The following is a 22,533-nucleotide window of genomic DNA, read 5'->3' as shown; positions in this document are numbered from 1 at the left end:
GGCGAGAATGAAACGAACTTCAATTGCTATGTGCGTATCGGCAGTGTCCGCGATGCTGGCGGCCTGCGGCGGCGGTTCCGACTCGCTCTCCACCAGTGCGACACAATTGCCTCGGCTTTCCGCAGCACAACCCGCGACGCTGTCAGGAAACTGCAGCGCGCTCGCCGCCAGGTTGACGTTTGCGGCCACGACGTTCACGTCCGTTACCGACGTGCCGGCCGGAACGCTCACGGTGGCAGGAAAGTCCGTGCCCGAACATTGCGTGATCGAAGGGAAAATGAATCAACGCACGAGCGCCGTTGACGGCCAAACTTATGCGATTGGTTTTGAAATGCGGCTACCTATCGCGTGGAATGGTCGCTTTTTCTATCAGGCCAACGGTGGTCTCGACGGTAATGTGACATCGGCGACGGGGGTGCTCAGTGGCGGGGGTCCGCTGAACAACGCGCTAAACATGGGCTTCGCCGTGATCAGTTCGGATGCAGGTCATTCCGGGTCGCAAAACCCGCTGTTTGGTCTCGATCCCCAGGCGCGCCTCAATTATGGCTATAACGCCGTTGCCACGCTCACGCCAATGGCCAGGCAGGTGATCAAGTTGGCCTATGGCAAGGGCCCCGACCGCAGCTACTTCGAAGGTTGCTCGAACGGCGGCCGTCATGCGATGGTGGCGGCAGCCAGGTCTTTCGCGGATTACGACGGCATCATTGCCGGCGACCCCGGCTTTCATTTGCCAAAGGCGGCGATCGGGCAGATGTGGAGCGCACAACAGCTAGCTACCGTCGCGACCGCCAAAACGTCGTCCGGAATTGCCGATATCACCACCGGCTTGACGACTGCTGAAAGGCAGCTCATCGCGTCGAAGGTCATCGCGAAGTGCGATTCGCTGGATGGTGTAGCGGACGGGATGGTGCAAGACATCAAAGCGTGCCAGGCGAACTTCGACCTGGCCACGGACGTACCGACATGTTCGAGCAATGGGCGCGACGGCACCTGTCTTACGGCGGCTCAAAAGCAAGCCGTTGGAAATATTTTTTCTGGGGCGAAAAATCGCGCTGGCACTGCGCTCTATGCGAGCTTTCCGTATGACGTCGGTGTCAACGGATCAGGCTGGGCCGCGTGGAAGCAAGGCAATTCGATCAGCCTTGACCCGGCCGCGGCGGCCTTCGTATTTACGTCGCCGCCGCAGAGCGCTTCGCTGCTCAGCTCCATCGGCGCCTACGCTCTGAACTTCAACATGGACAGTGACGCGCCGAAGATCTTCGCAACGAGCGGTGTCTATTCCGAGACTTCGTGGTCATTCATGACCCCGCCGAACGAGACTGATTTGAGCGGTCTGAGGAGCCGGGGCGCGAAGTTGATCGTCTATCACGGGACGAGCGATCCAGTGTTCTCGTCGAACGATACGACCGACTGGTATCAGCGCTTGTCGACGGCTAGTGGTGGTGACGCGAGCAATTTCGCCCGGCTCTTCACGGTAGCAGGGATGAACCACTGCAGCGGCGGTCCGACGGCCGATCAGTTCGACATGCTGACGCCTATGGTGGCATGGGTCGAGCAAGGGCAAGCGCCGAACCGGGTCATCGCAACGGCTCGCGACACGACCAACGCGATTCCGAATGGCGAGGTGCCGACTAGCTGGGGTGCCGGGCGCACGCGTCCGCTCTGCGCGTATCCGAAGGTGGCCCGCTATACCAGCGGAGACGTGAACTCGGCAAGCAGTTTCACTTGCAGCTAAGCCACTGACCGTGCAAGGGGGGCGAAGATGTGAACGCTCCCCCACTACGCCGAGGAAACGTTAGGCGCCCTCACCGCCCGCGATCGCTTTGAGCCGCCGATAAAGCGTGCGCTCGCTCAATCCCAGCTGCGCGGCGAGCTCACTGCGTTTTCCGCGGAATTGCGCCGCTGCGCGCGCGAGTTCCGCATCGGTCAGCTTGCGCGGCAAGCCCACGCCCACCGCCAGCGAATCCTGACCACGGCCGGAAGCCCTGTCGCGGACCGCCTGCGGCAAGTGTTCGGCGCGGATCACGCCACCGTCGGCGAGCAGGTTGGCGCGCTCGAGTACGTTGCGCAATTCGCGGATATTGCCGGGCCACGCATAGGCGCGCAACTGCGCCATCGCGTCCGCGGAAATCGACGCTTTATGCGACGATCCGGCGCGCGCCGACGCAATGCGCCGCAGGATCGAATCCGCGAGCAGCGCGATGTCGTCGACACGCTCGCGCACCGCGGGCAAATGAATCGGAAACGCGCAGCCGCGCTCGCGGCCACCGGTTCGCTGACGGGATTGATGACGGGGATGCTCGGTGTCGGCGGCGGCTTCATCATCGTGCCGATGATGCGCAAGCTGACGGACGTGTCGATGCACGGTATCGTCGCGACTTCGCTGATGGTGATCGCACTCGTCGGCAGTGGCGGCGTTCTCGCGACGGCCACGCACGGCGCAACGCTTCCACTCGAAGTCGCGTTGTGGTTCACTGGCGCCACCGCCGCCGGTATGCTCAGCGGACGGCTTGCATCGCATCACATCGCCGCGCGTCAGGTGCAAGTGGGCTTTGCGAGCATCCTCGTCTGCGCGGCGCTCGCCCTGCTGGTCAAAGCGGCGCTGATGTAAGCGCTGCCGCTTCCCTCCAACTCACATGACAGTCAACCTGAACGATGATCGATCTCGACCATTTCACCCCGCTCGCGTCCCTGTGCGGAGGCCTGCTGATCGGCGCCGTGGCTGCGGCGATGGTGCTTTTGCTGGGCCGCATCGCCGGAATCAGCGGGATAGTCGGCGACCTGCTGCGCTGGACCAGGCGAGACGGCGCATGGCGCGTCGCCTTCGTTGCCGGGCTGGTCGCTGCCGCGGTAATCGCGCGCGCGGTCGGTGCGCCCGTCGCGATCACCGTCGACGCGTCGTGGCCGGCCGTGATCGCGGCCGGCTTTCTGGTCGGCATCGGCACCCGCTATGGCAGCGGTTGCACGAACGGACACGGCGTGTGCGGCATTTCACGCGGCGCCACGCGCTCGCGCGTAGCGACGGCGACGTTCATGGCGGCCGGCTTCGTCACCGTCTATATCATGCGACATCTTCTCGGAGCCTAGGGTGGCAACAGTTGTTTCATTCGTATGCGGGCTGCTGTTCGGCTTCGGCCTGCTGTTGTCGGGCATGGCCAACCCCGCCAAAGTGCTGGGCTTCCTCGATTTCGCAGGACGCTGGGACCCGTCGCTTGCGTTCGTGATGATCGGCGCGGTGGCTGTCGCAGCAATCGGCTTCGCGATCGCGAAGCGCCGCGGCAAGTCGCTGCTCGGATTGCCGATGCAGATTCCCGCGTCAACGCACGTCACGCGAAGGCTGATGGTGGGCAGCCTCGCGTTCGGCGTCGGTTGGGGAATTGCAGGGTTCTGTCCCGGCCCGGCGCTCGTTGCGCTCGGACTCGGGTCGGTGAAAGCGTGGGTGTTCGTGGCGGCGATGATCGCGGGAATGGCGGTCTTCGAGTCGTTGGAACGGCGCAGACAGGCGGCCTTGGCAACCGGCCCTTAACCTGGCCTTAAGGCGCGGCCGTGTACGATCTGTTTCGACTGAATCCAACTCACAGGTTCCCCTATGCAAGTCTCCCCTGAACACCGCTATGACATCGTCGCACGTTTGCTCCATTGGCTCGTCGTCGGGCTGGTTGCCGCGCAGTTCGTGATCGGCTGGACGATGCCGGACGTGCACCGCGATACCGTGCCGGACGGCGCAATCGCCTGGCACCTTGGCGTCGGCACCGCACTGCTCGCAGCGATGGTGTTGCGGGTGCTGTGGCGCGTGACTCATCGGCCGCCACCGGACAACCTGCCGCCGCTGTTTCGCGCCGCTTCGAAGCTCACGCACCTCGCGCTGTATGTGCTGCTGGTGCTGGTGCCGCTGCTCGGCTGGATCAACGCTTCGTCGCGCACGTGGACGGTCCGCCTCGCCGGACTTGCTTCGTTGCCCTCACTGTCGGCACCGGGTTCGTCATTCGGACATGCGATGGGCGATGTTCACGGCGTCCTCGCCTGGGTTCTATTCGGCGTGATCTGCCTGCATATCGCAGCGGTGATGTTTCATCAGTTCGTCGCCGGCGACCGCGTTCTGCAGCGCATGAAGCTCTAGCGGTAGTTCGAGCGCTCCCTACATTTGCCCGTCAAACAGGGCAAAGCTGCGTGGCATGTCACGCGGGCGGACAGTTTCCCGAACTGACGCCGTACGGTCGAATGTTCAAGCTGAACGGATATACCTTCGGCGAACGTACGATTCCAGTGGTCGTGATGGCGATGCTCGACGTGACCAGGACGAGGCTCAACCATGATGCCAGCGGCAATATCGTCTCTCCCAAAGACGGTCTGCCGATTTTCGATTCAGCCAGCATCTTCCTCGCCGGCAAGATCACCGACAGGATCGGTGCGTTCACGCAATTTACCTACTCGAACTACGATCATCAGGGCGGCGATGGAAGCTGGATCGGCCACTGGGCATCGGACAACATGGATTTCCGTTGTGTCGACAGGATCATTGGGAACGCAAGCGACCTGATTCCCGGCACCACCCTGCACAATGACCCGACCGTTCAGGATGTGTGGAACGGTTCTCCGGCATGGAGTTACCCGTACGCTTCCTCTTCGACGAGCACGGTTGGCTCACCCCAGTTCCTGCCAATCCTCGAAGGTACGCTCGCGCAGCAGGTTGTGGGTGCGGGCGGCTACCTCTACTGGAACCGGACAGTCTATGCGGAGCTGTCGCTATATAGCACCGCTGATGGCATCTGGTCGTTCATCCGCGGCATTGGCAGCAGTCTTGCGGATGAGACGATTATCGGTGCGATCATCGCACTCGCCCGCAATCTGCTCGGCCAGGAAAGCCAATTGTTCCGCTCGTTCGACGCCTTCCGCGACGACTTCACTTTAGCTGTGCGACGCCAAAGAGCGGCGCCTCGCCGCTCATTGGTGCGTCGTATTTAACGCGGATCCGACAGCGTCTGATTGAGCGTCTGCCCAGCGATGATCACGTTCTGCAACGTAATGTCGTGCACGTTGTAGAGGTAGATCGGACCCGGCGTGCTGGCGCTCGCGGGGCCTGCGGCCACAGGCGTGCCGAAGTCGCAGTTGGAAATCGTCACTCCCGTGATTGCCGGTACGGTCGGCGCAGGCGCCGGACCGTTGTAATCGAACGCAACTGGACCTTGTGCAACGATGGCCTGGAAACAGGAGCCGGTTGTACTGCCCAATGTCACGTTCGAAGCATTGACGTTCGTGATGTTGACGTTGTCAATGAGCGCGGGGCGTGTGCGAATCGCATCGGCGGCAGGCTGGTAATCGCAATCGAACGTGATCAGGCCGCCTTGAGACGCGGACGGGTTGGCGGCTGTTGCGGTGGCCACACCGATGGGCACGGTGCCGTTGATCGGACTGCCCGTCAGCATCTTGCTGCCGTAGCCTCCACCCGTCAGGCTCACGCCGTGCGGGAGCGTGACGCCGTTCACGTAGAAGTTCTTGACGTAGCCTCCACGGTTCATGTTCGTCTTGATACGGATCGCGATGTTCAGCGAATTCGTTGCCCAGAACTGATTGAGCATGGTCAGATTGCGCGCGTAGATGTTCTGCACGCCGCCACCCATCTCGCTGCCGAGCGTAATGCCGCCGTGACCGCTATTCATCATGCAGTTCTGGATCACATGGTTTTGCGCGGGTCCGTACTCCGTGTCGAGATCCTTGCCTGACTTGATCGCGATGCAGTCGTCGCCGGTGTTGAACGTTACGCTGTCGCACAGCACCGTGTTGCAGGCGTCGGGGTCGAAGCCGTCGTTGTTCGGTCCGATACTGTCGGCTGTCACGCCACGGATCACGACGTTCGTGCAGTCCGTCGGATGATGCTGCCAGAACGGCGTGTTGTTGGTTCGGTAGTTTTCCATCAGCACGTTCGTGCAACCGATGAACTCAACCATACACGGCCGCAGATAGTGGCCGAGACCAAAGATTCGCTGCGCGACCGGCACGCCCGCTTCGGAGAGCGCCGGCAGGTAGTTCTGGTCTTGCTGCCACGGCGTAGCCGGATTGGTCAATAGCGTGTAGAGCGAGGCCGAAATGGTAGGGGCGACCACCATCAGATCGACGTTGTTCGGATTCGTATAGGCCTGGGACGGCGTGGTCGACCCCGCGCAGCCGTATGCGCCGCTGGAACCCTTGTAGGTCCACCAGCAAGTGCTGGTGTTTCCGCTTCCGGCGAACGGTGTCATCGCCTGACCGTTCAGCACCGAGGTCGGGCCTTCGCCAGTCACCGCGATGTTGTTCGCATTTCGCGCGTACACGGGCGAGCCGAAGTTCAGGCAGTCGTTCGCCTGCCAGCGGCTGTAGTAAAGGTTGCCGTTGGCGCCGCAGTTGACCGGACCGTCCTTCGCATAGTCGGCGGGATTCGGGCTGAAATAGATCGTGCAGTTCGCGCTCAGATGGAAGTTGACGTTGCTCTGCAGCACGATGGGACCCGCGCAATACCACGTGCCCGCCGGCACCACGACCCGGCCGCCACCGGCTGCACTGCAGGCCGCGATTGCCGCGAGGAAAGCGGGACGTGAATCGAACGATCCCGGTGCGTTGGTCGCGCCGGCCCCCGTACTCAGGGGCGATGAACTGCCGGTGTAGGGGTTGGCCTGGGCAATGACCGCGCACGGTTGCGCACCGTACTGTTCGACCTGGAAATCGACGGCCGGGAACGCGCTCTGCGTGATCTTCTGCAGCGCATTAATGATGTTCGTCGCTGAGCCGTTGGGACCCCAGATCGGGTCGGCCGCAGCCGTTGACGGCGTGCTTCCCGTCGCTGGCGTGGAACTACTGCTTCCGCCTGCCGCGGCAGCGGAGACTCCGCTGCCGCCGCCGCAAGCCTGCAGGAGTGCGCTGCCGGCGAGCGCGCCTCCGAGGCTAATGAAGCCACGGCGCGAAATGCGCAAGGTGTCGCCCGTTGCGGGCGCATTTTTATCAAGATGGCACGACAGCTTGGACATGGAGTCCCCTCCGGACAAATCGTTGTAGGCGCACGAGAGAATCGTCATCGCGCATGTTGTATGACAAGTCTAGAAGAGTAAAGACAAGACGCGGGTCAGTACACATGGTGGAAACCCTTGCTAAATGTTTCCTCGATAGCATTCGCGAGGTGTGCAGAGGGTTCGGGTCGCCTTTGGAAACTCGCGCAGGCGCTTCGACTAGAATAATTTCGACGTGCGGCTCCGGATTCGATGCACCACACCCGTTAATAGGTATCGCCATGAACGACGGAAGGCTCGTATTGCATGCGCGACATCGGGTTGAGGGCGGCGGCCTGCTGGTCGCCGCAGCCTGCTGCCAGGCTGCCAATAGGCACAGCGCTTTGCATATAAGCGATCGATGAAATCGCGATCCGCCGCCTGCACTGCTGTCCTGATGATCGCAACGTGCATTGCGGGCATCATGCAGACCTCACCAGTAGCGGCACAGGCATGGCGCGACCTCGCGCCGCAACCCGCACCGCAGGCGCCGCGAAGCGCGTCGTCACCCTCCTCTCCGGAAGCGCAGGCCGAGTCCGCACGGATCGCTGTCGAGCGGCTTGCCGGGCTCATCTTCGAACCGGCCGGCGCGTCCGCGGCGGCATCGCCGAGGCAGCAAGGTCGTATCGTCGCGCAAGGATTGCCCGTACTCGAATCCGCCTTCCTGCAGAGCTTCGCCACGGACCTCGACAAGCCGCTGACCTTCGGCCGCCTCGCCGAGATACGCCGCGCCGTGGTCGCGCGTTATCGGGCGGCGGGAAAGCCGCTCGTCGACGTCTACGTGCCGGAACAGGACGTGAGCTCGGGTGTCGTGCGTATCGCCATTGCCGAATTCAAACTGGGTCGGGTTCATGCCAGCGGCAACACCTACTTTTCGAGCAGGCTTCTCGAACGTGAAATGCCGCTCGAGCCCGGCGGACCGGTCCTGCAATCGGCGGTCTCGAAGGGACTTGCGGTGCTCAACGCGAATCCATATCGACGGGTCGATGCTGTTTTTGCGCCCGGTGAGGCCGCCGACACGACCGACGTCGTGTTGCAAACCGAAGACCGGCTGCCGCTTCGCGTAAGCGCGGGTTACGACAATGAAGGCGTGCCGGAGCTCGGCCGTGATCGGTTCTTTGCAGGCATAGGCTACGGCAACCTGCTTGGTCTCGATCAGCAGATCGCCTATCAATTCACGGCCAGCAACGATTTTTTCAGCGGCAATCCGAATATCGAAGGCCGCCCGAACCGTGCCCGCTTCACCGCGCACGCGCTGAACTACACGGCGCCGCTGCCTTGGCTCGACAGTATCGAATTGTTCGGCGTCTACGCGCAGAGCACGCCACGGTTGCCCGACACGTATGGGCAAACGGGCATTTCTGCGCAGTTCAGCTTTCGCTACGACTTGCGTCTGCCGACCATCACGGACACGACACAGTTGATCCAGATCGGATACGACTTCAAGCGCAGCAACAACGATCTGGAATTTGGCGGCTCCCAGGTTTTCAACTCGAATACGCACATACATCAGTTCGTGTTGTCTTACGACATCAGCAAACCGACCGAGGCTGGCACGGCGCACGCCGCGGCGGCACTCGTCGCCAGTCCGGGCGGACTGGATGGCAACAATCAGGATTCGGCATTTAACGCCGCGCGGCAAGGCGCGACGGCCCGCTACATCTATATGCAGTTGACTGCGTCTCGTGCCACCGCGCTTGGGGCTGGCTTCACGCTGATCACGAACGGAACGTTCCAGTGGACGCCGAACACGTTATTACCGAGCGAGGAGATGGGGCTCGGCGGGGAGTCCAGTGTGCGAGGCTACGACCCATACGTCACGCTGGGCGATCGCGGCTGGAACATTCAGACCGAGGTGCGCACGCCTGCGATCTCGCTCGGCGCGAGCAACGCAGTCGTGCAACCCTTTGTGTTTTTCGATGCGGGCCGCGTATGGAGCACGATCGACCAGCCAGCCGAAACTAACCCCGGTCTGCTCGCGGGCGTCGGCGCGGGCGTGCGCGTCCAATGGTCGAGATTCGTGGATTTGCGCTGCACCTATGGCGCGCCATTACGCTCGGCGACACCAAACGGTTCGAAGGCGCCGATCGTGCTCTTGTACGTGTCGGTCGGAACGTGAGCCGTCGATGCTCAAAGTCCGGCCGTAGCGTGACTCTTCCGTCATGGGCTCCAATCAACCGCCCCAGATGTCGCAGCAGGGCGCGCCTTTCGAGAGCGTCTTCCATGATTCGCGGAGCCTTCGATCAAGACAATCGAATCGCATCCGGTCAATTGCGCCGCCATGCGGGCCGCTCTCCGAGCGGCGTTCCACTTCCAGGCCCACGGCGGCCGGCGAAGTGAATGTTGATCGGGGTCGATGCATGAGCCGCGTTGCCGTCACCCGCGGTTCTTCTGCTCGATGTGAGGCTGGCGACCCGTCACGAGCGATAGCTCCGACAGAAGCCCGGACACCGCCTCGAGCAGATCGTCGAGCGAGACGATGCCGGTCAGCCCGCCAGCGGCGTCGACGACGGGCAGGCGCCGCACGCCGTTCAAACGCATTCGCGAGGCGGCGAGACAGAGATCATCCCGCCGAGCCCTGCTCGGGCTCCCAACCGCGCGCGGCGGCGAGACAGGCGCGGACTTCTTCATCGGTCGTCTGGTCGAAATTCACATAGAACCCGCCGATCCCCATCAACCAATCCGGCTGCAGCACGCTCACGAACGCGTGCGCGATTCCTTCGAATGCCGTGCACGCATCGGATTGCGACACCGGGACCGCCACCACGATCCGAGCGGGATGTCTGCTGCGGAGTGCGTCGAGCGCCGCATGCATCGACGCCCCCGTCGCGATGCCGTCGTCGACCACGATCACTGTCTTGCCCTGTACTGGCACCGGCGGGCATTCCCCACGGTACGCCAGTTCCCTGCGCGCGAGTTCGGCTGTTTCGCGCGCGATCACGTCGGCCAATTCGGCGTCACTGATTTTCAGTTCGCGAAGCACCGACCTTTCCAGATGAAGGGCGCCCCCCGTCGCGATGGCGCCCATCGCCAGTTCCTCGTCTTGCGGCGCCCCGAGCTTTCTGACGACGAGAACGTCGAGCTTCGCATGCAATGCCCGTGCGACTTCGAACGCGACAGGAACGCCGCCGCGCGGCAGAGCCAGCACCACCAGATCGCCGCGACCCTGATAGTCGCGCAGTGCGTGGGCCAGTTGTCTGCCAGCGTCGGCGCGGTCGCGAAACAGGTTGCCCATCGCTTTTCCTCCCGCAACGTCAGTGCGCGTTGCCAAACCCACTATGCCATCAATCGGCTGCATCAAGAAAAATCACGGTTGTAGCGCGATGGCGCGAAGATCGTCACCGAGCGGAAGAACTGCGACGTCTGGAACGGACGGTCGAGGTCCAGGCACTGCGTCGGGACCATGGCGCGGCACGGCGTGCAGGGCATGCCGGAATGCCCGCGATTTGCCGCGCCTCTGTTCACAGAGGCGTGAACGCGACCGGATATTCCAGATGATCCTTTACGCCTTTTACCCCTGGCACCCGCGCGGCGGCGGCGAGGATCGCCTCGCGTTCTTCCTCGGAGCGCACCGCTCCCCAGCAATGAGCGACGCCGTCCGTGACGATCAGGCCGTCGGCGACCATCGCCCAACGATGTCCGTCGAGTTCCTTCGTGATCGCGCTGCGAATCTGATCGTCCGACGGTTGCGCATCGAGCTGCGCGGGTGCGCAACTCGCGAGCGCGCGCACCAGATTGGCCCGGCTGACGATGCCGACGAGCTTGCCCTTGCTCAAGACCGGTAACCGCTTGATGTGCTTGCGCCCAAGCAGTTCGGCGACCGCGCCAAGCGGCGTCGATTCGTCGACGGTGACGGCGGGCGCGCTCATCACGTCACGCACCCGAATCGAACGCTCCTTCATTTACTCGACCGCGAGTTGACGCGTAGGCGCGAGGAACTCCGCGAGCCACGAGCGCCGCTGCGTTTCGGTGCCGGTTTCGACGCGCCGGAGCAGATCGCCCTCGCTGACGATGCCAATCACGCTGCCTGCGTCGTCGACGACGGGCATGCCGCTGATCCGGCTGTCGGCAAGCAGCTTTGCCGCGTCATAGACCGAACTTTCCGCTGCGATTGAAACCACCCGGGTCGTCATGATGTCCGAGGCTTGCATAGTGATCTCCATATCGAGTGCCCTGCGCTGTCGCACAGGGGTGCAGGCAGGCGCGAGGCGACGCAATTGACAGGCGCTGAAGGACGCGTCGCCGTGCTCCCTTCGGCGCCAACTTCGAATCCGCTCGCGCGGCGTGCCGCCGCGACGAAGTTCGCGTCGACCAGTCGTTGCAACGCGTCGATTCCGCCGTGCCATGCGCCTATCGCAAAGATCCGGCCACTCGTGATGAGCCCCGGGTTCGAGTACAGCCCAATGATCGATGCGTAGCGGCGGACCATTGTTGATTTGCATCAAGCATCAAGCCCGCCCTCTGCTGTCCAAGCGACGGTGACGACGTCCATGTCGATGCGCCACCTGGGGAATTCGCACTGCCGACTGCGATGCGGCGGTGAATTACCGGTCACCCGCTCCACGAACGTCGCGTCAAAACGCAACGCTGAACGCTGTCACGAATTCGTCGAGCCGCGCGCGATCGAGCCCGTCGATACCGGCGGCAGCGACCCTGCCGTTTCCTCCGAACTTCCTGCAAAGGACGTCGGCGCCTCGCGGAGAATCGAGCGGAGCCCGTACGCTCGCCGTGTATCGGCCATCGGCGCCGGCCGTCAGCACCGCGTGCGCTTGCGCCGGGTCGCGTCGCGCGACGAGATTGGCGAAATCGCCTCGCACGCGCCGCGCCCACGCCGCGTCGGGAAGAATGTGCAGCGTTCCATTGGCGACCCGCCGCGTTACCGCGAGTCCCAAGGCCAGTTCGAGGTCTTCCGTTCGTCGCGCCTGCAGTTCGGGCAGCACGCCGGTCGACGCAATGAACTCGAGAGGATCCGAATAGGGTTGAATGGCGCGATACATCTCGACAGGATCGACGGCAAGATCGACGACGCTGTCCCCGTAGGCGTTGTAGTTGATCGCTTCGCCGAGTTCGCGCAGTTTGCGCTCATCGGACGAGTTCACCGCGCACGCACTGGCGGCCCGATGCGCTGCCCGATGCAGGTTGTCGCCATAGGCCGCGACCACCGCCCATCGCGTGTACCGGCCTTGAAGATGGCGGTCCACGATCAGCGCAGTGCACCTATCCGGTGACATATCGATATGCGTCGTCAGCAGCGCGTGTGCGGGGATGGGACCGGGGAAATGATGATCGAAATAGTCGATCTTTACACCAAGATCCAGCAACGCGATGAGTGGCTCGCGGTTCGAGTCGAGCGAAATATCCAGCACGGTCACGCTGTCGCCCGGCTGCGCGTTCGCGCGTTGCAGAAGCGTTACCTCGCGCTTGGCTCCCGTGATCAGGATGGTGTCGGCAGGCTCGGCGAGCCGCAACTGATGCAGCGCGCAGATGCCGTCGGCATCGCCATTGAAAATATCGAATCGCTTCATCCGCTGCTCCACCGGCGCGTTGCTGCCACGATCGCACGCGGCTTGACTGCGGTCAATCGGTGACCCACGCTGCATTTCGTATGGAAGCGTACAGGCAGTTGCCGACCGACTGGCGATGCCCGGCTACCGCCTCGTTGATTCAGATCAAGCCGGGTTACCATACCCGATGGCTTAAATGAGTAGACGATTCCGGCTCGCGCGCAAGGCGGGCGCCGGCCGTCCCACCACGCGGAGGTCAACCGTGCCGAATGAGACGCTCGTGCTTCACCATGACGCCCGGCAATGGCTGCTCGATGGCATCAATGCGCTCGCCGAGGCCGTCAAGGTCATGCCTGGTTTCGGCGGGCGCAGCGTGATCGTCGAACGCGCGCCCGGCGTGCCGCTCGTTGCGAATTCCGGCCTGGTTGTCGCGGGCTCGGTCGACTTGAGCGGTCGCCACGAAGAAATGGGCGCGCAGCTGCCCGCGAGGTGGAGTCCGGCATGAGTTCGCCACGGAGCCGCAAGCTTTCTTCACCACGCGCCAATGCAGGCATGCGCGGCATCCAGCATCTCGCCAACCGGCTCCGCGCCGCGCGCCGCAGCGTGCGCGGACTCGACGCGACGCTGCGCAGGCCGGGCACGTACCGTCATCCGGCGGGCAGGATCGTCCGGGTCGAAACGCACATATCCGTCGTGTATCTCGCCGGGCGCTTCGCGTACAAGATCATCAAACCCGTCGCCCCGGGTTTCGCGGACTTTACCGCCACCGCGACCCGCAAGCGCTGCTGCGAAGCCCAGCTCCGTCTGAACCGGCCACTCGCGCAAGGTATTTACGCCGGCGTGCTGCCGATTGCGCGCCACGCCGGCGTGCTGACACTCGGGGACGGCGGCGTGACAGTCGATCACGCGGTCAAGATGCGCCGCTTCGACGAGGCGATGCTCTTTTCGAGTCTCGCGGCGAAGGGAGCACTGACGCCGCGCGACATCGACGGCGCGGCGAAGCGGCTCGCCGACTATCACCTGAGGGCGCCCCGCAACGCGCCGTCGTCGCGCTACGGGTGCGCCATGCTGGTGCGAACGCAGATCGAAACGATCAACGCGGCGCTGCTGGCCAATTGCAGCCATCCCGCGCTGCCCGGCATTGCCGCGTGGTGCGCGCGACAGCTCGACCAACTCGCGCCGCTGATCGAGCGGCGCCGCGCCGAGGGTTTCGTGCGTGGCTGCCATGGCGATCTGCATCTGGACAACGTGGTTCGCTGGCGCGGCGCAATCGCAATGTTCGACTGTATCGACTTCGACGATGCGCTACGCTGGATCGACGTCGCAGCGGACGTCGCGTTTCTCGTGATGGACCTGTGCGCGCGAGCGGAGCCCCGTCTGGCCAATCGACTGTTGAACCGTTGGCTCGAAACGTCGGGCGATTATGCGGCGCTGTCGCTGATGCCTTTGTACGTCGCCTATCGCGCGCTGGTGCGGGCGTGGGTCGCGTGCCTGAAAGCGGGATACGTAGCGGGCCGCAACGTCGCCATCCCGGATCCGGCCCTGCGCTACCTCGAGGTGGCACGCGCGCAAACGCAGAAGCCGGGACCCGTTTTGCTGCTGTGTCATGGCTACTCCGGTTCGGGGAAGTCGGTCGCGAGCCGGGCCCTTGCGGACCTGTGCGGCGCGGTGCGAGTGTCGAGCGATGCCGAACGCAAGCGTCCGCGGCCGGCGCCCGACGCGCAAACCTCGCTTGGCGCCGAACACTACACGCCAGATGCACGTCACGCGATCTACGACCACCTTCTTCGACTCGCGCACCGCGTGCTGCAAAGCGGCCACAGCGCGATCGTCGACGCGACCTTTCTCGAGTTCCGTCACCGCGACACGTTTTTCGCGCTCGCCCAACGGCTTGGCGTACCGGCTCGCATTCTCGACTTTCGTGCCGAACCAACGGTGCTCGCGCAACGCGTCGAAGCGCGCCGGCATGGTCCGCGCGATCTATCCGACGCCGACACCGCGACGCTCGCGCGTCAACTCGCGAGCGCCGACGCACTGACGCCGGCGGAACAGGCGTTGACCTTGTCATTCGACACCGCGGTACCGATGGCGGCGTTCGACTCTCCCGCGTTCTGGCGACCCGTGCTTGCACTGATGCAGTCAGCGCCGTTTGCGACCCGCTGATCATGTTCCGACGCGAAGCGGGGTCATTGATCTGCGCGCGTGATCGAGATCGCGTGCGCGTCGACCACGGCTGGCCGAAGTGACATCTCACACAAGCGGCCCGACCGCCCGCCACGGATAGCGGATAATGGATCGCGAACGAGACGCCGATCGCGAGACGGTTGGAGCCAGCGGTCACGAAATGCCGTTCGGATTGATCGGCGTGCGCGAACACGCGCCGATGCTCGGCGACTCCATGCGGATCGATACAGCGCAAAGCGCCGATTTCGCGATTGCGGTCAGGTTTCCCTGGCAATGGATGCAACCGGGAGAGATTACCCCATGATCAAGGTGTTGCTGGCCGACGACCACACGCTCGTGCGCGACGGACTGCGCCATATCCTGCAGCAGGCGAGCGGCTTCGAAGTGGCCGGCGAAGCTTGCGACAGCGCGACGACGATCGCGCTGATTCGCGCGGCGCAGGCCCACGTGCTGGTGCTCGACCTGTCGATGCCGGGGCGCAATGGCATTGAACTGATCAAGCAGATCAAGGAGGAAAAACCCGGCCTGCGGATTCTGGTGCTAACGATGCACGCCGAGCAGCAATACGCGGTGCGAGCGTTCAAGGCGGGCGCGTCCGGCTATCTGACCAAGGAAAGCGCGAGCGCGGAACTGGTCGGCGCGGTGACGAAAGTCGCGTCAGGGGGCGTTTATGTAAGCCTCGCGATGGCCGAACGCTTTGCCCAGAACCTGAACGAGCCTGCCGACGCGCTGCCGCACCAGCGGCTGTCCGATCGCGAATTCGACGTGTTCCGGCGCCTGGTCGAAGGCGAGAGCATCACCGAGATCGCCAACGAACTATGCGTCAGCGTGAAGACGATCAGCACGCACAAGACGCGCATCCTCGAAAAAATGCAGATGCCGAACGAGAACGGGCTGGTTCGCTATGCGATCCGCCATAAGCTGTTCGACGACGAACACGACCTGTAGCGCTTCTCCGCTGCGAGACCCGCGCAAAGCGTACGCGAGACATCTGAAACGTCGACCTGCCACAAACCTGCCACGGTACCCGGCGACACGATGACGACACGAACCGCGTGCTCGCGGGAACGATCCGAAAGGAGACTTCGAGATGAAGGATGCCGCCCAACATGACGCGTGGGAAATCGGCGAACCGCACTTCCACGCCTCCACGCCACTGGAACACCAGCTGCGCTTTGCGCTGCATTATGCGGTGCTCGCGCCGTCGAATCACAACACGCAACCGTGGCGGTTCATCGTCGACGGCGAGACCGTACAGATCTGCGCCGACCGCATGCGCGCGCTTCCCGTGGTCGATCCTTTCGATCGCGAACTTCTGATGAGCTGCGGCGCGGCGTTGCTCAATCTTCGCGTGGCGCTGTGCCGTCTCGGTCTCGCTTATGCGATCACCCTGTTTCCATCGGAAGCCGACCCCGACATCGTGGCGCTCGTGCGCGTGTCGCGCGACGGGCCTCGCGATCCCCACCTGCGCGAACTCTTCGACGCGCTGACGGCGCGCGTGACGACGCGTGCGCCGTTCGTCGACGAAGCCGTTCCGGCGGCACTGCAACGCAAGCTCAGCGACGCCTGCGACGACGAGGGTGCGATTGCCTGTTGCGTGGAGCAAACGACCGCGCGCGAGGCGCTGGCGCAACTGATCGCCGACGCCGATCACGCGCAGTTCGCGGCGGATTCAACCGGTCGATGCAATAGTTCGATGGAATCGTTCAGCCGGTGTTTCGTAATCCAGGGTCTTTCGTGGTCGCTCGTTCAGCCTTCGTGCCACGGCGTTGAGTTTGGCCTGTGAGTAGACCGACAGGTCGATGCCTTTCGGAAAGTACTGTCTTAACAGGCCGTTGGTATTTTCATTCGAGCCGCGTTGCCAGGGGTGTTTCGGATCGCAGAAATACACGGAAATGTCGGTTCGCGGGCTACACCGTTACCACGATCTTTCCGAACTGCCCGTTGGTTTCGAGGTAGCGGTGCGCGTCGACGATCTCGTCTAACCCAAAGGTGCGATCGATGACCGGCTTCAGCGAACCGCTTTCGAGCCCCTTGAGCACGAACTCCACCGCAGCCTTTCGGCGCGTTGGGTCGCCACTCGTCAGCCAGATGTTGTGCGCCTTCACGGAAATCATTTTGGCGATCATCGGCAGCACGGGCAGCGTCGTGGCACGTTCGTCTAGCGCGCCGTACAGATACGCCATCCCCTGGAAGGACAGCGCCGAGACCAGTTTCGCGAAGTTCGGGCCGCCGACCGGATCGAAAGCGACGCGAGCCCCCTTTCCATCCGTGATCCGCATGATCGCTTCGACAAGGTCCGACTCGTCCGTCACGACCACGTGTGCGGCACCCGCGTCGAGCAACTGCTGCCGCTTGCCAGCATGGCGCGTGACCGCGATCGACGTCGCCCCCGCGTAATTCGCTAGCTGGATCGCTGCCAGTCCAACGCTGCTCGAAGCGGCCGGTATGACGACATAGTCGCCGGCGCCCACCTTCGCATCTTCGATCAGCGCGCCATATGCGGTGACGAACATCATCCACACCGACGCGGCCTCGGCGAAGGAAAGAGATTTCGGGTGCCTGACGACTGCATGGTCCGGCACGATGATGACTTCGCCGTAGGTGAAGTACTGATTCATCGAGAACGACGGGATCACATTGACCTCGTCTCCGGGCGCGAAACCGCCGACGCCCTCGCCCACCGCGTCGACAATGCCGGCCGCCTCGTACCCGAGCCCGGCCGGAAAGCGGACGGGCTCGATGTACTGGTCGGTGCGCCACATCGATTCCGCGCGATTGAGACCGATCGCTTTCACGTTGATGCGAACTTCACCGCGGCCGGGGCCGCGGACCGATTCGTCGACGAATCGAAGCACTTCCGGCCCACCGGCCTCGGCAAACCTGACAGTCCGCGACATCACTACCTCCTGGATGGATTGATGGTAGAGCACTGCGAAAATTACCACGCCGTTCCCGCGAGGGAATTCGACTGATAAGCGGGGAAATCCGAACAGTGCTTTTCGTCGTCGCCCCAGAACGCCGCCTCGCACAAAGAAGGTCGATCGAAAACTACGCGGTGGACGGATTTTCGCCGGTCATTCGCCTGATGATCGCAAGCAGTTCTTCGATATCGACGGGTTTGACGAGATGACTATCACACCCCGCTCCCGCTGAGCGAGCCACGTCCTCGGGCTGTCCGTAGCCCGACACGGCGACGATTTCAAGGCGCTTGCCGGCCGCCTGACGATCCCTCAACCGACGCGCAACCTCATAGCCGCTGATTCCCGGCAGACCAAGATCAAGGAAAACGATCTGCGGCTCGAAGGCAGCGGCAATCTGAAGCGCTTCCTCCCCGCTGTGTGCGGTGCGCACATCGTGCGCATCGAGAATCATTGCGAGCGACAGCGCGGCATCGCTGTTATCGTCGACGATCAGAACACGCAATGGGTCGGACGGCGGTCGACCTGCTTCGGCACCGTCCTTCGCCTGCTGGTTGCTGCCCTGGCAAACGGGTAGACGTATTTCGAATTCACTGCCTCTGTTCTTGCCTTCGCTCCTGGCGACAATGGTCCCGCCGTGCATCTCGGTCAGCGTCTTGCACACCGAGAGCCCGATCCCAAGACCGCCCCTGGACGGCTCGCCGTGGCAGGAACCCTGTACGAACAGATCGAACACGTGAGGCAGTGCGTCGCCCGAAATACCCGTGCCCGTGTCCGACACGGTAACGGATACCTCCTGACCGACGAGCGTCGCGCATACGACGATCCGGCCACCCTCGTCGGTGTATTTGATCGCGTTATCCAGCAGATTGGAAAATGTCTGGGTGATCCGCGCCGGGTCACCGTGGACGTACACTGGGTGCGCGAGCGGCAGACGCACGATGTCGTGATGCCGCTGCAACGCAGCCGGCATCGTGATCTCGAGAGCGTGGTCGAGTGCCAGCCTGATATCGAAGACCTCGCGCTTCAACTCGATCTTGCCGGTGGTGATCCTCGATACATCGAGCAGGTCGTCGATCAGATGCGACAGGTGGCCGGTCTGGCGTTCGATCACATTGCGCAGCCACTCACGTTTGGCGGGATCGGCTCCCGCGCCGTGGCCCAGCAGATGCGCGGCGTTGCGCACGGGCGCCAACGGGTTGCGCAGCTCGTGCGCGAGCGTGGCCAGAAAGATGTCCTTGCGGCGATCGGCGTCCTGCAACTTCGCCTCTGCGTCGGTCCGCTCCGTCACGTCGCACAAGCTGCCAATGAACGTGTAATCGTCCTGCTGAACGGGCGGACGCAGATACCCGAACATTTCTACGGTCCTGAGCGCGCGGTCGGTTACGCGGTGCAGCCGGAACGCGACATGCACCGGCTCGCCGGAGACCAGCCGGGACTGAAAATGGCATTTCAGCAGTTCGACATCGTCGGGATGAACGACCGACGTCATGAACTCGGTTTCCGTCAACGGCCCCCTCTCCTCGGGCTGCCCGGTGATTTCGTACATCTGGCGGTTTTCCCACACGCCTTGTCGCGAGGCGCCACACCACTCGAAGATGCCGATGCCGGCCGCACTCGTCGCGACACGCAGCCGCTCCTCGGTGAGCTTCAGCGCAGTCAGCGCCGTGTGCAGGCTGTCCTGCGCCGCCGCCACCTCGGCGGCCTGACGTTGCATTTGCGCCTCGATGGCGTTTTCGATCATCGCGCGAAACGTGCGCTCGACGATGTCGTGTGCCCGTATGTGAACGTCGATAGAAGCCGCAACCGGACCGAAATACGCGCGGATCTCATCTTTCAGAAAGCGCTGCATTAGATCAATGTTGCGAAACAGATCCGTGACCCGCCAGCCCTCTGGCCAGAACCTGCCGGGATGCGCGACAGCCACATGCGCGGATAGTGACGCGTCGCTCTCGGCGACCAGCAGGGCAGCGCATACTTCGGCCAGCATATAGGCAAAACAGCCCATGAGTCCCTGCCCGCTGTCCGCATCGGTGTGCGCTCCCTGCTCCGAGGTCTCGGCGATCCAGCGATGCATCAGTTGCTCACGGGTACGCCCCAGCCTGCGCGCCAGCCCGTTTAGCGTGATCGCGCCTCGGGAATCCAGATCGAGATCCCGATTCATCCAGGTACCCCCTGACGAAAGCTGTGAGCCCGCGATGCCGTCCCGGCACACCGGCTTGTGTCAGTCAACCTCTTTGTCATGGACCGTTTTAGTAGGTTACGCAGCGCGCGACTATAAATAGTATCGCAGTATCCAGGGCGAGCCGCCATGGCATGCGGGACAGGACGAACCATTGAAAGCTCGACGTTTCCGACGCAAGTATCCTCGCGTGCGCGTAAGATTGCCGGGAAGGCGATGAAGACGCGAAGGAGCGATGGCGATGGAGGAACCCCGGAACTCGACGCGACAGAACGGCCCCAAGGTCGCGTTTGCCCTGCAAGGCGGCGGTTCGCACGGCGCCTTCACGTGGGGTGTGCTCGACCGTCTGCTGGAGGCTTCGTCGCAGGCAACCCCGCTTGATATCGCGGCAATCAGCGGCGCAAGCGCGGGCGGAATCAATGCGACGCTGTGCGCGGCGGGTCTCGCAACCAGAGGCGCACCGAAAGCACGCGACATGCTGCGCGCCTTCTGGGAAGCGGTATCGCGCGCCGGCGCGCTGGCGGGCAACGCGCTCCTCGGCTTTTCCGAACCCGGCCCATTCGGCGGCTGGAATATCGACTGGAATCCCGCCGCCATCATGCTGGAGGCCGTGGGACTCGTCGCTTCGCCTTACGGCAATCCGTTTTACCGCGATCCGCTCGGGCCGTTGATTCGTTCCGCCCTCCCCGAACAGGATCTCGCCGCGCTCAATACCACGCGCGATGGCCCGCAACTGTTCATTTGCGCAACCGACGTACGAACCAACCAACGCGCAATTTTCACCCGCCCCGAGATTTCCATTGACATATTGCGCGCTTCCGCATGCCTGCCGAGCGAGTTTCGCACCGTCAGCGTGGGCGGCATACCGTACTGGGATGGCGGCTATCTGGGCAACCCGCCTTTGGCGCCGTTGATCGCCCATGCCCAGGACCTGATTCTCGTTCTCGCGAATCCGTTCGTGCGCCACGACATGCCGCCTAAAGACGCGCGCGGCATTCTCGACCGGCTCAATGAAATCGGTTTCAACGCGTCCGTCGTACTGGAGATCAACGCGATCGAAGCGGTCAACCGTGTGCTCGACTCGGTCGGCGAGGAAGCAGCGCGCAAAAGCCGCTTCAAGCCCGTCAGGTTTCACCTGATTCGCGACGACGATTTTCTCGCGAAGTTCGGTTTTGTTTCCAAGAGCAGCACGTCCTGGTCTTTGCTCAAAACGCTCTTCGAGCGTGGCCGCGAAGTGGCGAACGTATGGCTCGAGAACGACTACGCGAAACTCGGGCAAGCGTCTTCGCTCGACGTCAAGGGTTCGTTGCTCGATCCGACGCTCAAGCACAGCGGCAACGCGAGCGCGCGACGAAACTGAAAAGGACGATTTCCATGCCGCGCACCGCATCGAGAGCGCTAGCGACGGCTTCGACGTCGGTCTGGAACCGATCCGCCATCGCGCGCACGTTAGCCGGACCGATCGCGTGTCCAGCCGCGGCTCCAGGCTTGCGGCAGTAGTCTCAATCGCCTGCCCGCGAGATGACCCTCGCGATGGCCTCCGCAGCCGTCGCAACGTTGTTGTCATTGAGCGCGGCGACGCACATGCGCCCGGACCGGATCAAGTAGACGCCGTGCCGTTCGCGCAGCGTGTCGACCTGGTCTGCCGACAACCCGGTGTACGTGAACATACCGCGCTGCTCGAGGTAGCGCGCGAGCATCGTGTCCGGCACCTTGCCGCGCAGGCGTTCATGGATCTCCGCACGCATACGCATGATGCGCCGGCACATCGATGCAAGCTCTTGTTGCCATGATTGCCGCATTGCCGGTGTTGTCAGCACGCGCGCTACGATCTTTGCGCCGTGCGTCGGCGGATTGCTGTAGTTCGCGCGCACAGCGCTCGTCAATTGACCCAATACGCGCCCGGCAACATCCGGCGACTCGCAAATCACCGACAGTCCGCCGCACCGCTCGCCATACAGCGAGAAGTTCTTCGAGAATGAATTGGCCACCAACGCCGGCACGTTCTGGCGCACGAGTTCACGAATCGCAAATGCGTCCGCGTCGATGCCCGCGCCGAAGCCCTGATACGCCATGTCGATGAATGGCAGCAGGTTCCGCTTCCTGATGACCTCGATCAGTTGCACCCATTGCGCGTCGTTCAGATCGACGCCCGTCGGGTTGTGACAGCACGCATGCAACAGGACGACGCTGCGCGCCGGCAGCGCGTCGATGGCCGATAGCATCTCTTCGAACTTGAGCCCGCCGCTCGATTCGTCGTAGTACGGGTACGTGTCGACTTCGAATCCCGCGCGCTCGAAGATGAAACGGTGGTTTTCCCACGTCGGATCGCTGACCCATACCCGTGAGCCCGCAAAATAGCGCTTGATGAAATCCGCACCGACCTTGAGCGCGCCCGAGCCGCCCAAGGTCTGCACAGTCGCGATGCGCCCCTCGGTACGTGCCGGCGAGTCGTCGCCGAACAGCAACGATTGCACGGCATCGCGGTAGTGGGCGAAGCCCGCCATCGGCAGGTACGGCTTTGGACCGAGCTCGGCGAGCAGGTGTCCTTCGGCCTCGCGTACGGCTTGCATCACCGGTAAGCGGCCTCGATCGTCGTAATAGATGCCGATGCTCAGATTGACCTTATGGTCGCGCGAATCCTTCGCAAAGTTCTCGTTCAAGGTGAGGATCGGGTCGCCCGCATAGGCATCGATGTGTTCAAACATGCTGGTTCCCTGGAT

General features: G+C 63.1%; 21 protein-coding genes and 4 pseudogenes. 13 read left to right on the top strand and 12 right to left on the bottom strand.

Annotated features, from left to right (window positions below):
- Positions 1–7 precede the first annotated feature (7 nt).
- Positions 8–1,735, top strand: coding sequence for a tannase/feruloyl esterase family alpha/beta hydrolase (locus F6X40_RS22860; protein WP_187629315.1), 1,728 nt, complete (start codon positions 8–10; stop codon positions 1,733–1,735).
- A gap of 60 nt (positions 1,736–1,795) precedes the next feature.
- Here the strand turns inward: F6X40_RS22860 and F6X40_RS22855 are convergent, their stop codons facing one another.
- Positions 1,796–2,116 (bottom strand): helix-turn-helix domain-containing protein, encoded by a 321-nt coding sequence (locus F6X40_RS22855; protein WP_311540525.1) that lies wholly within the window; start codon positions 2,114–2,116, stop codon positions 1,796–1,798.
- 138 nt (positions 2,117–2,254) lie between these two features.
- Here F6X40_RS22855 and F6X40_RS22850 point away from each other — a divergent pair.
- The 5 genes and pseudogenes from F6X40_RS22850 to F6X40_RS22830 form a co-directional block, all read left to right on the top strand.
- Positions 2,255–2,611: pseudogene (locus F6X40_RS22850) on the top strand (sulfite exporter TauE/SafE family protein); the annotation flags it as partial.
- Positions 2,612–2,655: 44 nt separating this feature from the next.
- Complete coding sequence (locus F6X40_RS22845) at positions 2,656–3,087, top strand: YeeE/YedE family protein (protein WP_187629314.1); 432 nt, start codon at positions 2,656–2,658, stop codon at positions 3,085–3,087.
- A gap of 1 nt (position 3,088) precedes the next feature.
- On the top strand, positions 3,089–3,526 hold the full coding sequence (locus F6X40_RS22840) for a DUF6691 family protein (RefSeq protein ID WP_187629313.1): 438 nt from the start codon (positions 3,089–3,091) through the stop codon (positions 3,524–3,526).
- Positions 3,527–3,589: 63 nt separating this feature from the next.
- Complete coding sequence (locus tag F6X40_RS22835; RefSeq protein ID WP_187629312.1) at positions 3,590–4,120, top strand: cytochrome b; 531 nt, start codon at positions 3,590–3,592, stop codon at positions 4,118–4,120.
- A gap of 101 nt (positions 4,121–4,221) precedes the next feature.
- Complete coding sequence (locus F6X40_RS22830; protein ID WP_262421513.1) at positions 4,222–4,965, top strand: hypothetical protein; 744 nt, start codon at positions 4,222–4,224, stop codon at positions 4,963–4,965.
- Here F6X40_RS22830 and F6X40_RS22825 read toward each other — a convergent pair.
- Both F6X40_RS22825 and F6X40_RS42480 read right to left on the bottom strand, forming a co-directional pair.
- Entirely contained in the window at positions 4,962–7,001 is a 2,040-nt protein-coding gene (locus F6X40_RS22825) for a glycoside hydrolase family 28 protein (protein ID WP_187629311.1), read from the bottom strand. The two genes, F6X40_RS22830 and F6X40_RS22825, sit on opposite strands and share 4 nt — an antisense overlap.
- Before the next feature lie 245 nt (positions 7,002–7,246).
- Positions 7,247–7,369 carry a hypothetical protein gene (locus tag F6X40_RS42480; protein ID WP_262421512.1) on the bottom strand — a complete coding sequence of 41 codons (123 nt, stop codon included), beginning with the start codon at positions 7,367–7,369 and terminating at the stop codon, positions 7,247–7,249.
- Positions 7,370–7,416: 47 nt separating this feature from the next.
- Between F6X40_RS42480 and F6X40_RS22820 the strand changes: the two genes are divergently transcribed.
- Positions 7,417–9,138: a ShlB/FhaC/HecB family hemolysin secretion/activation protein gene (locus tag F6X40_RS22820; RefSeq protein WP_187629325.1), complete on the top strand. Its 1,722-nt coding sequence runs from the start codon at positions 7,417–7,419 to the stop codon at positions 9,136–9,138.
- Between the two features lie 257 nt (positions 9,139–9,395).
- Here the strand turns inward: F6X40_RS22820 and F6X40_RS22815 are convergent.
- The 5 genes and pseudogenes from F6X40_RS22815 to F6X40_RS22800 form a co-directional block, all read right to left on the bottom strand.
- Positions 9,396–9,587, bottom strand: a pseudogene (locus F6X40_RS22815) (CBS domain-containing protein); the annotation flags it as partial.
- The gene (locus tag F6X40_RS22810; RefSeq protein ID WP_187629310.1) at positions 9,583–10,254 is read right to left on the bottom strand and encodes a phosphoribosyltransferase; all 672 of its coding nucleotides are present in this window, start codon (positions 10,252–10,254) and stop codon (positions 9,583–9,585) included. The gene F6X40_RS22810 and the pseudogene F6X40_RS22815, both read right to left, overlap by 5 nt.
- Before the next feature lie 226 nt (positions 10,255–10,480).
- Positions 10,481–10,921, bottom strand: coding sequence for a CBS domain-containing protein (locus F6X40_RS43285; RefSeq protein ID WP_316251835.1), 441 nt, complete (start codon positions 10,919–10,921; stop codon positions 10,481–10,483).
- Positions 10,922–11,170 (bottom strand): CBS domain-containing protein, encoded by a 249-nt coding sequence (locus tag F6X40_RS43280; protein WP_316251834.1) that lies wholly within the window; start codon positions 11,168–11,170, stop codon positions 10,922–10,924.
- 423 nt (positions 11,171–11,593) lie between these two features.
- The gene (locus tag F6X40_RS22800) at positions 11,594–12,544 is read right to left on the bottom strand and encodes an acetyltransferase (RefSeq protein WP_187629309.1); all 951 of its coding nucleotides are present in this window, start codon (positions 12,542–12,544) and stop codon (positions 11,594–11,596) included.
- A gap of 175 nt (positions 12,545–12,719) precedes the next feature.
- Between F6X40_RS22800 and F6X40_RS22795 the strand changes: the two genes are divergently transcribed.
- From F6X40_RS22795 to F6X40_RS22775, 5 genes and pseudogenes are all read left to right on the top strand, one after another.
- Positions 12,720–13,028, top strand: coding sequence for a hypothetical protein (locus tag F6X40_RS22795; protein WP_187629308.1), 309 nt, complete (start codon positions 12,720–12,722; stop codon positions 13,026–13,028).
- A complete protein-coding gene (locus F6X40_RS22790; RefSeq protein WP_187629307.1) occupies positions 13,025–14,686 on the top strand; it encodes an AAA family ATPase in 1,662 nt (553 codons plus the stop codon). Before F6X40_RS22795 ends, F6X40_RS22790 begins: the two co-directional genes overlap by 4 nt.
- A 127-nt stretch (positions 14,687–14,813) precedes the next feature.
- Complete coding sequence (locus tag F6X40_RS22785) at positions 14,814–15,011, top strand: hypothetical protein (protein WP_184073204.1); 198 nt, start codon at positions 14,814–14,816, stop codon at positions 15,009–15,011.
- Positions 15,008–15,655, top strand: a complete 648-nt coding sequence (locus F6X40_RS22780; protein ID WP_187629306.1) for a response regulator transcription factor — start codon at positions 15,008–15,010, stop codon at positions 15,653–15,655. The genes F6X40_RS22785 and F6X40_RS22780 overlap by 4 nt, the downstream gene beginning before the upstream one ends.
- A gap of 142 nt (positions 15,656–15,797) precedes the next feature.
- Positions 15,798–16,373 (top strand): annotated as a pseudogene (locus F6X40_RS22775) (nitroreductase); the annotation flags it as partial.
- A gap of 6 nt (positions 16,374–16,379) precedes the next feature.
- Here the strand turns inward: F6X40_RS22775 and F6X40_RS22770 are convergent.
- From F6X40_RS22770 to F6X40_RS22760, 3 genes and pseudogenes are all read right to left on the bottom strand, one after another.
- Positions 16,380–16,610, bottom strand: a pseudogene (locus F6X40_RS22770) (IS30 family transposase); the annotation flags it as partial.
- A 7-nt stretch (positions 16,611–16,617) separates the two neighbouring features.
- Positions 16,618–17,607 carry a zinc-dependent alcohol dehydrogenase family protein gene (locus F6X40_RS22765; protein ID WP_187629305.1) on the bottom strand — a complete coding sequence of 330 codons (990 nt, stop codon included), beginning with the start codon at positions 17,605–17,607 and terminating at the stop codon, positions 16,618–16,620.
- 151 nt (positions 17,608–17,758) lie between these two features.
- Entirely contained in the window at positions 17,759–19,792 is a 2,034-nt protein-coding gene (locus tag F6X40_RS22760; protein ID WP_187629304.1) for an ATP-binding protein, read from the bottom strand.
- A gap of 259 nt (positions 19,793–20,051) precedes the next feature.
- Between F6X40_RS22760 and F6X40_RS22755 the strand changes: the two genes are divergently transcribed.
- The gene (locus F6X40_RS22755; protein ID WP_187629303.1) at positions 20,052–21,170 is read left to right on the top strand and encodes a patatin-like phospholipase family protein; all 1,119 of its coding nucleotides are present in this window, start codon (positions 20,052–20,054) and stop codon (positions 21,168–21,170) included.
- 142 nt (positions 21,171–21,312) lie between these two features.
- Here the strand turns inward: F6X40_RS22755 and F6X40_RS22750 are convergent, their stop codons facing one another.
- Positions 21,313–22,518 carry an amino acid aminotransferase gene (locus F6X40_RS22750; RefSeq protein ID WP_187629302.1) on the bottom strand — a complete coding sequence of 402 codons (1,206 nt, stop codon included), beginning with the start codon at positions 22,516–22,518 and terminating at the stop codon, positions 21,313–21,315.
- Positions 22,519–22,533: the final 15 nt, after the last annotated feature.

It is taken from the genome of Paraburkholderia sp. UCT31 (assembly GCF_014397655.1).
GTDB classification, from domain to species: domain Bacteria; phylum Pseudomonadota; class Gammaproteobacteria; order Burkholderiales; family Burkholderiaceae; genus Paraburkholderia; species Paraburkholderia tuberum.
Note: the sequence above shows the minus strand (reverse complement) of the source record. Positions and strands in the feature narration are given on the sequence as shown.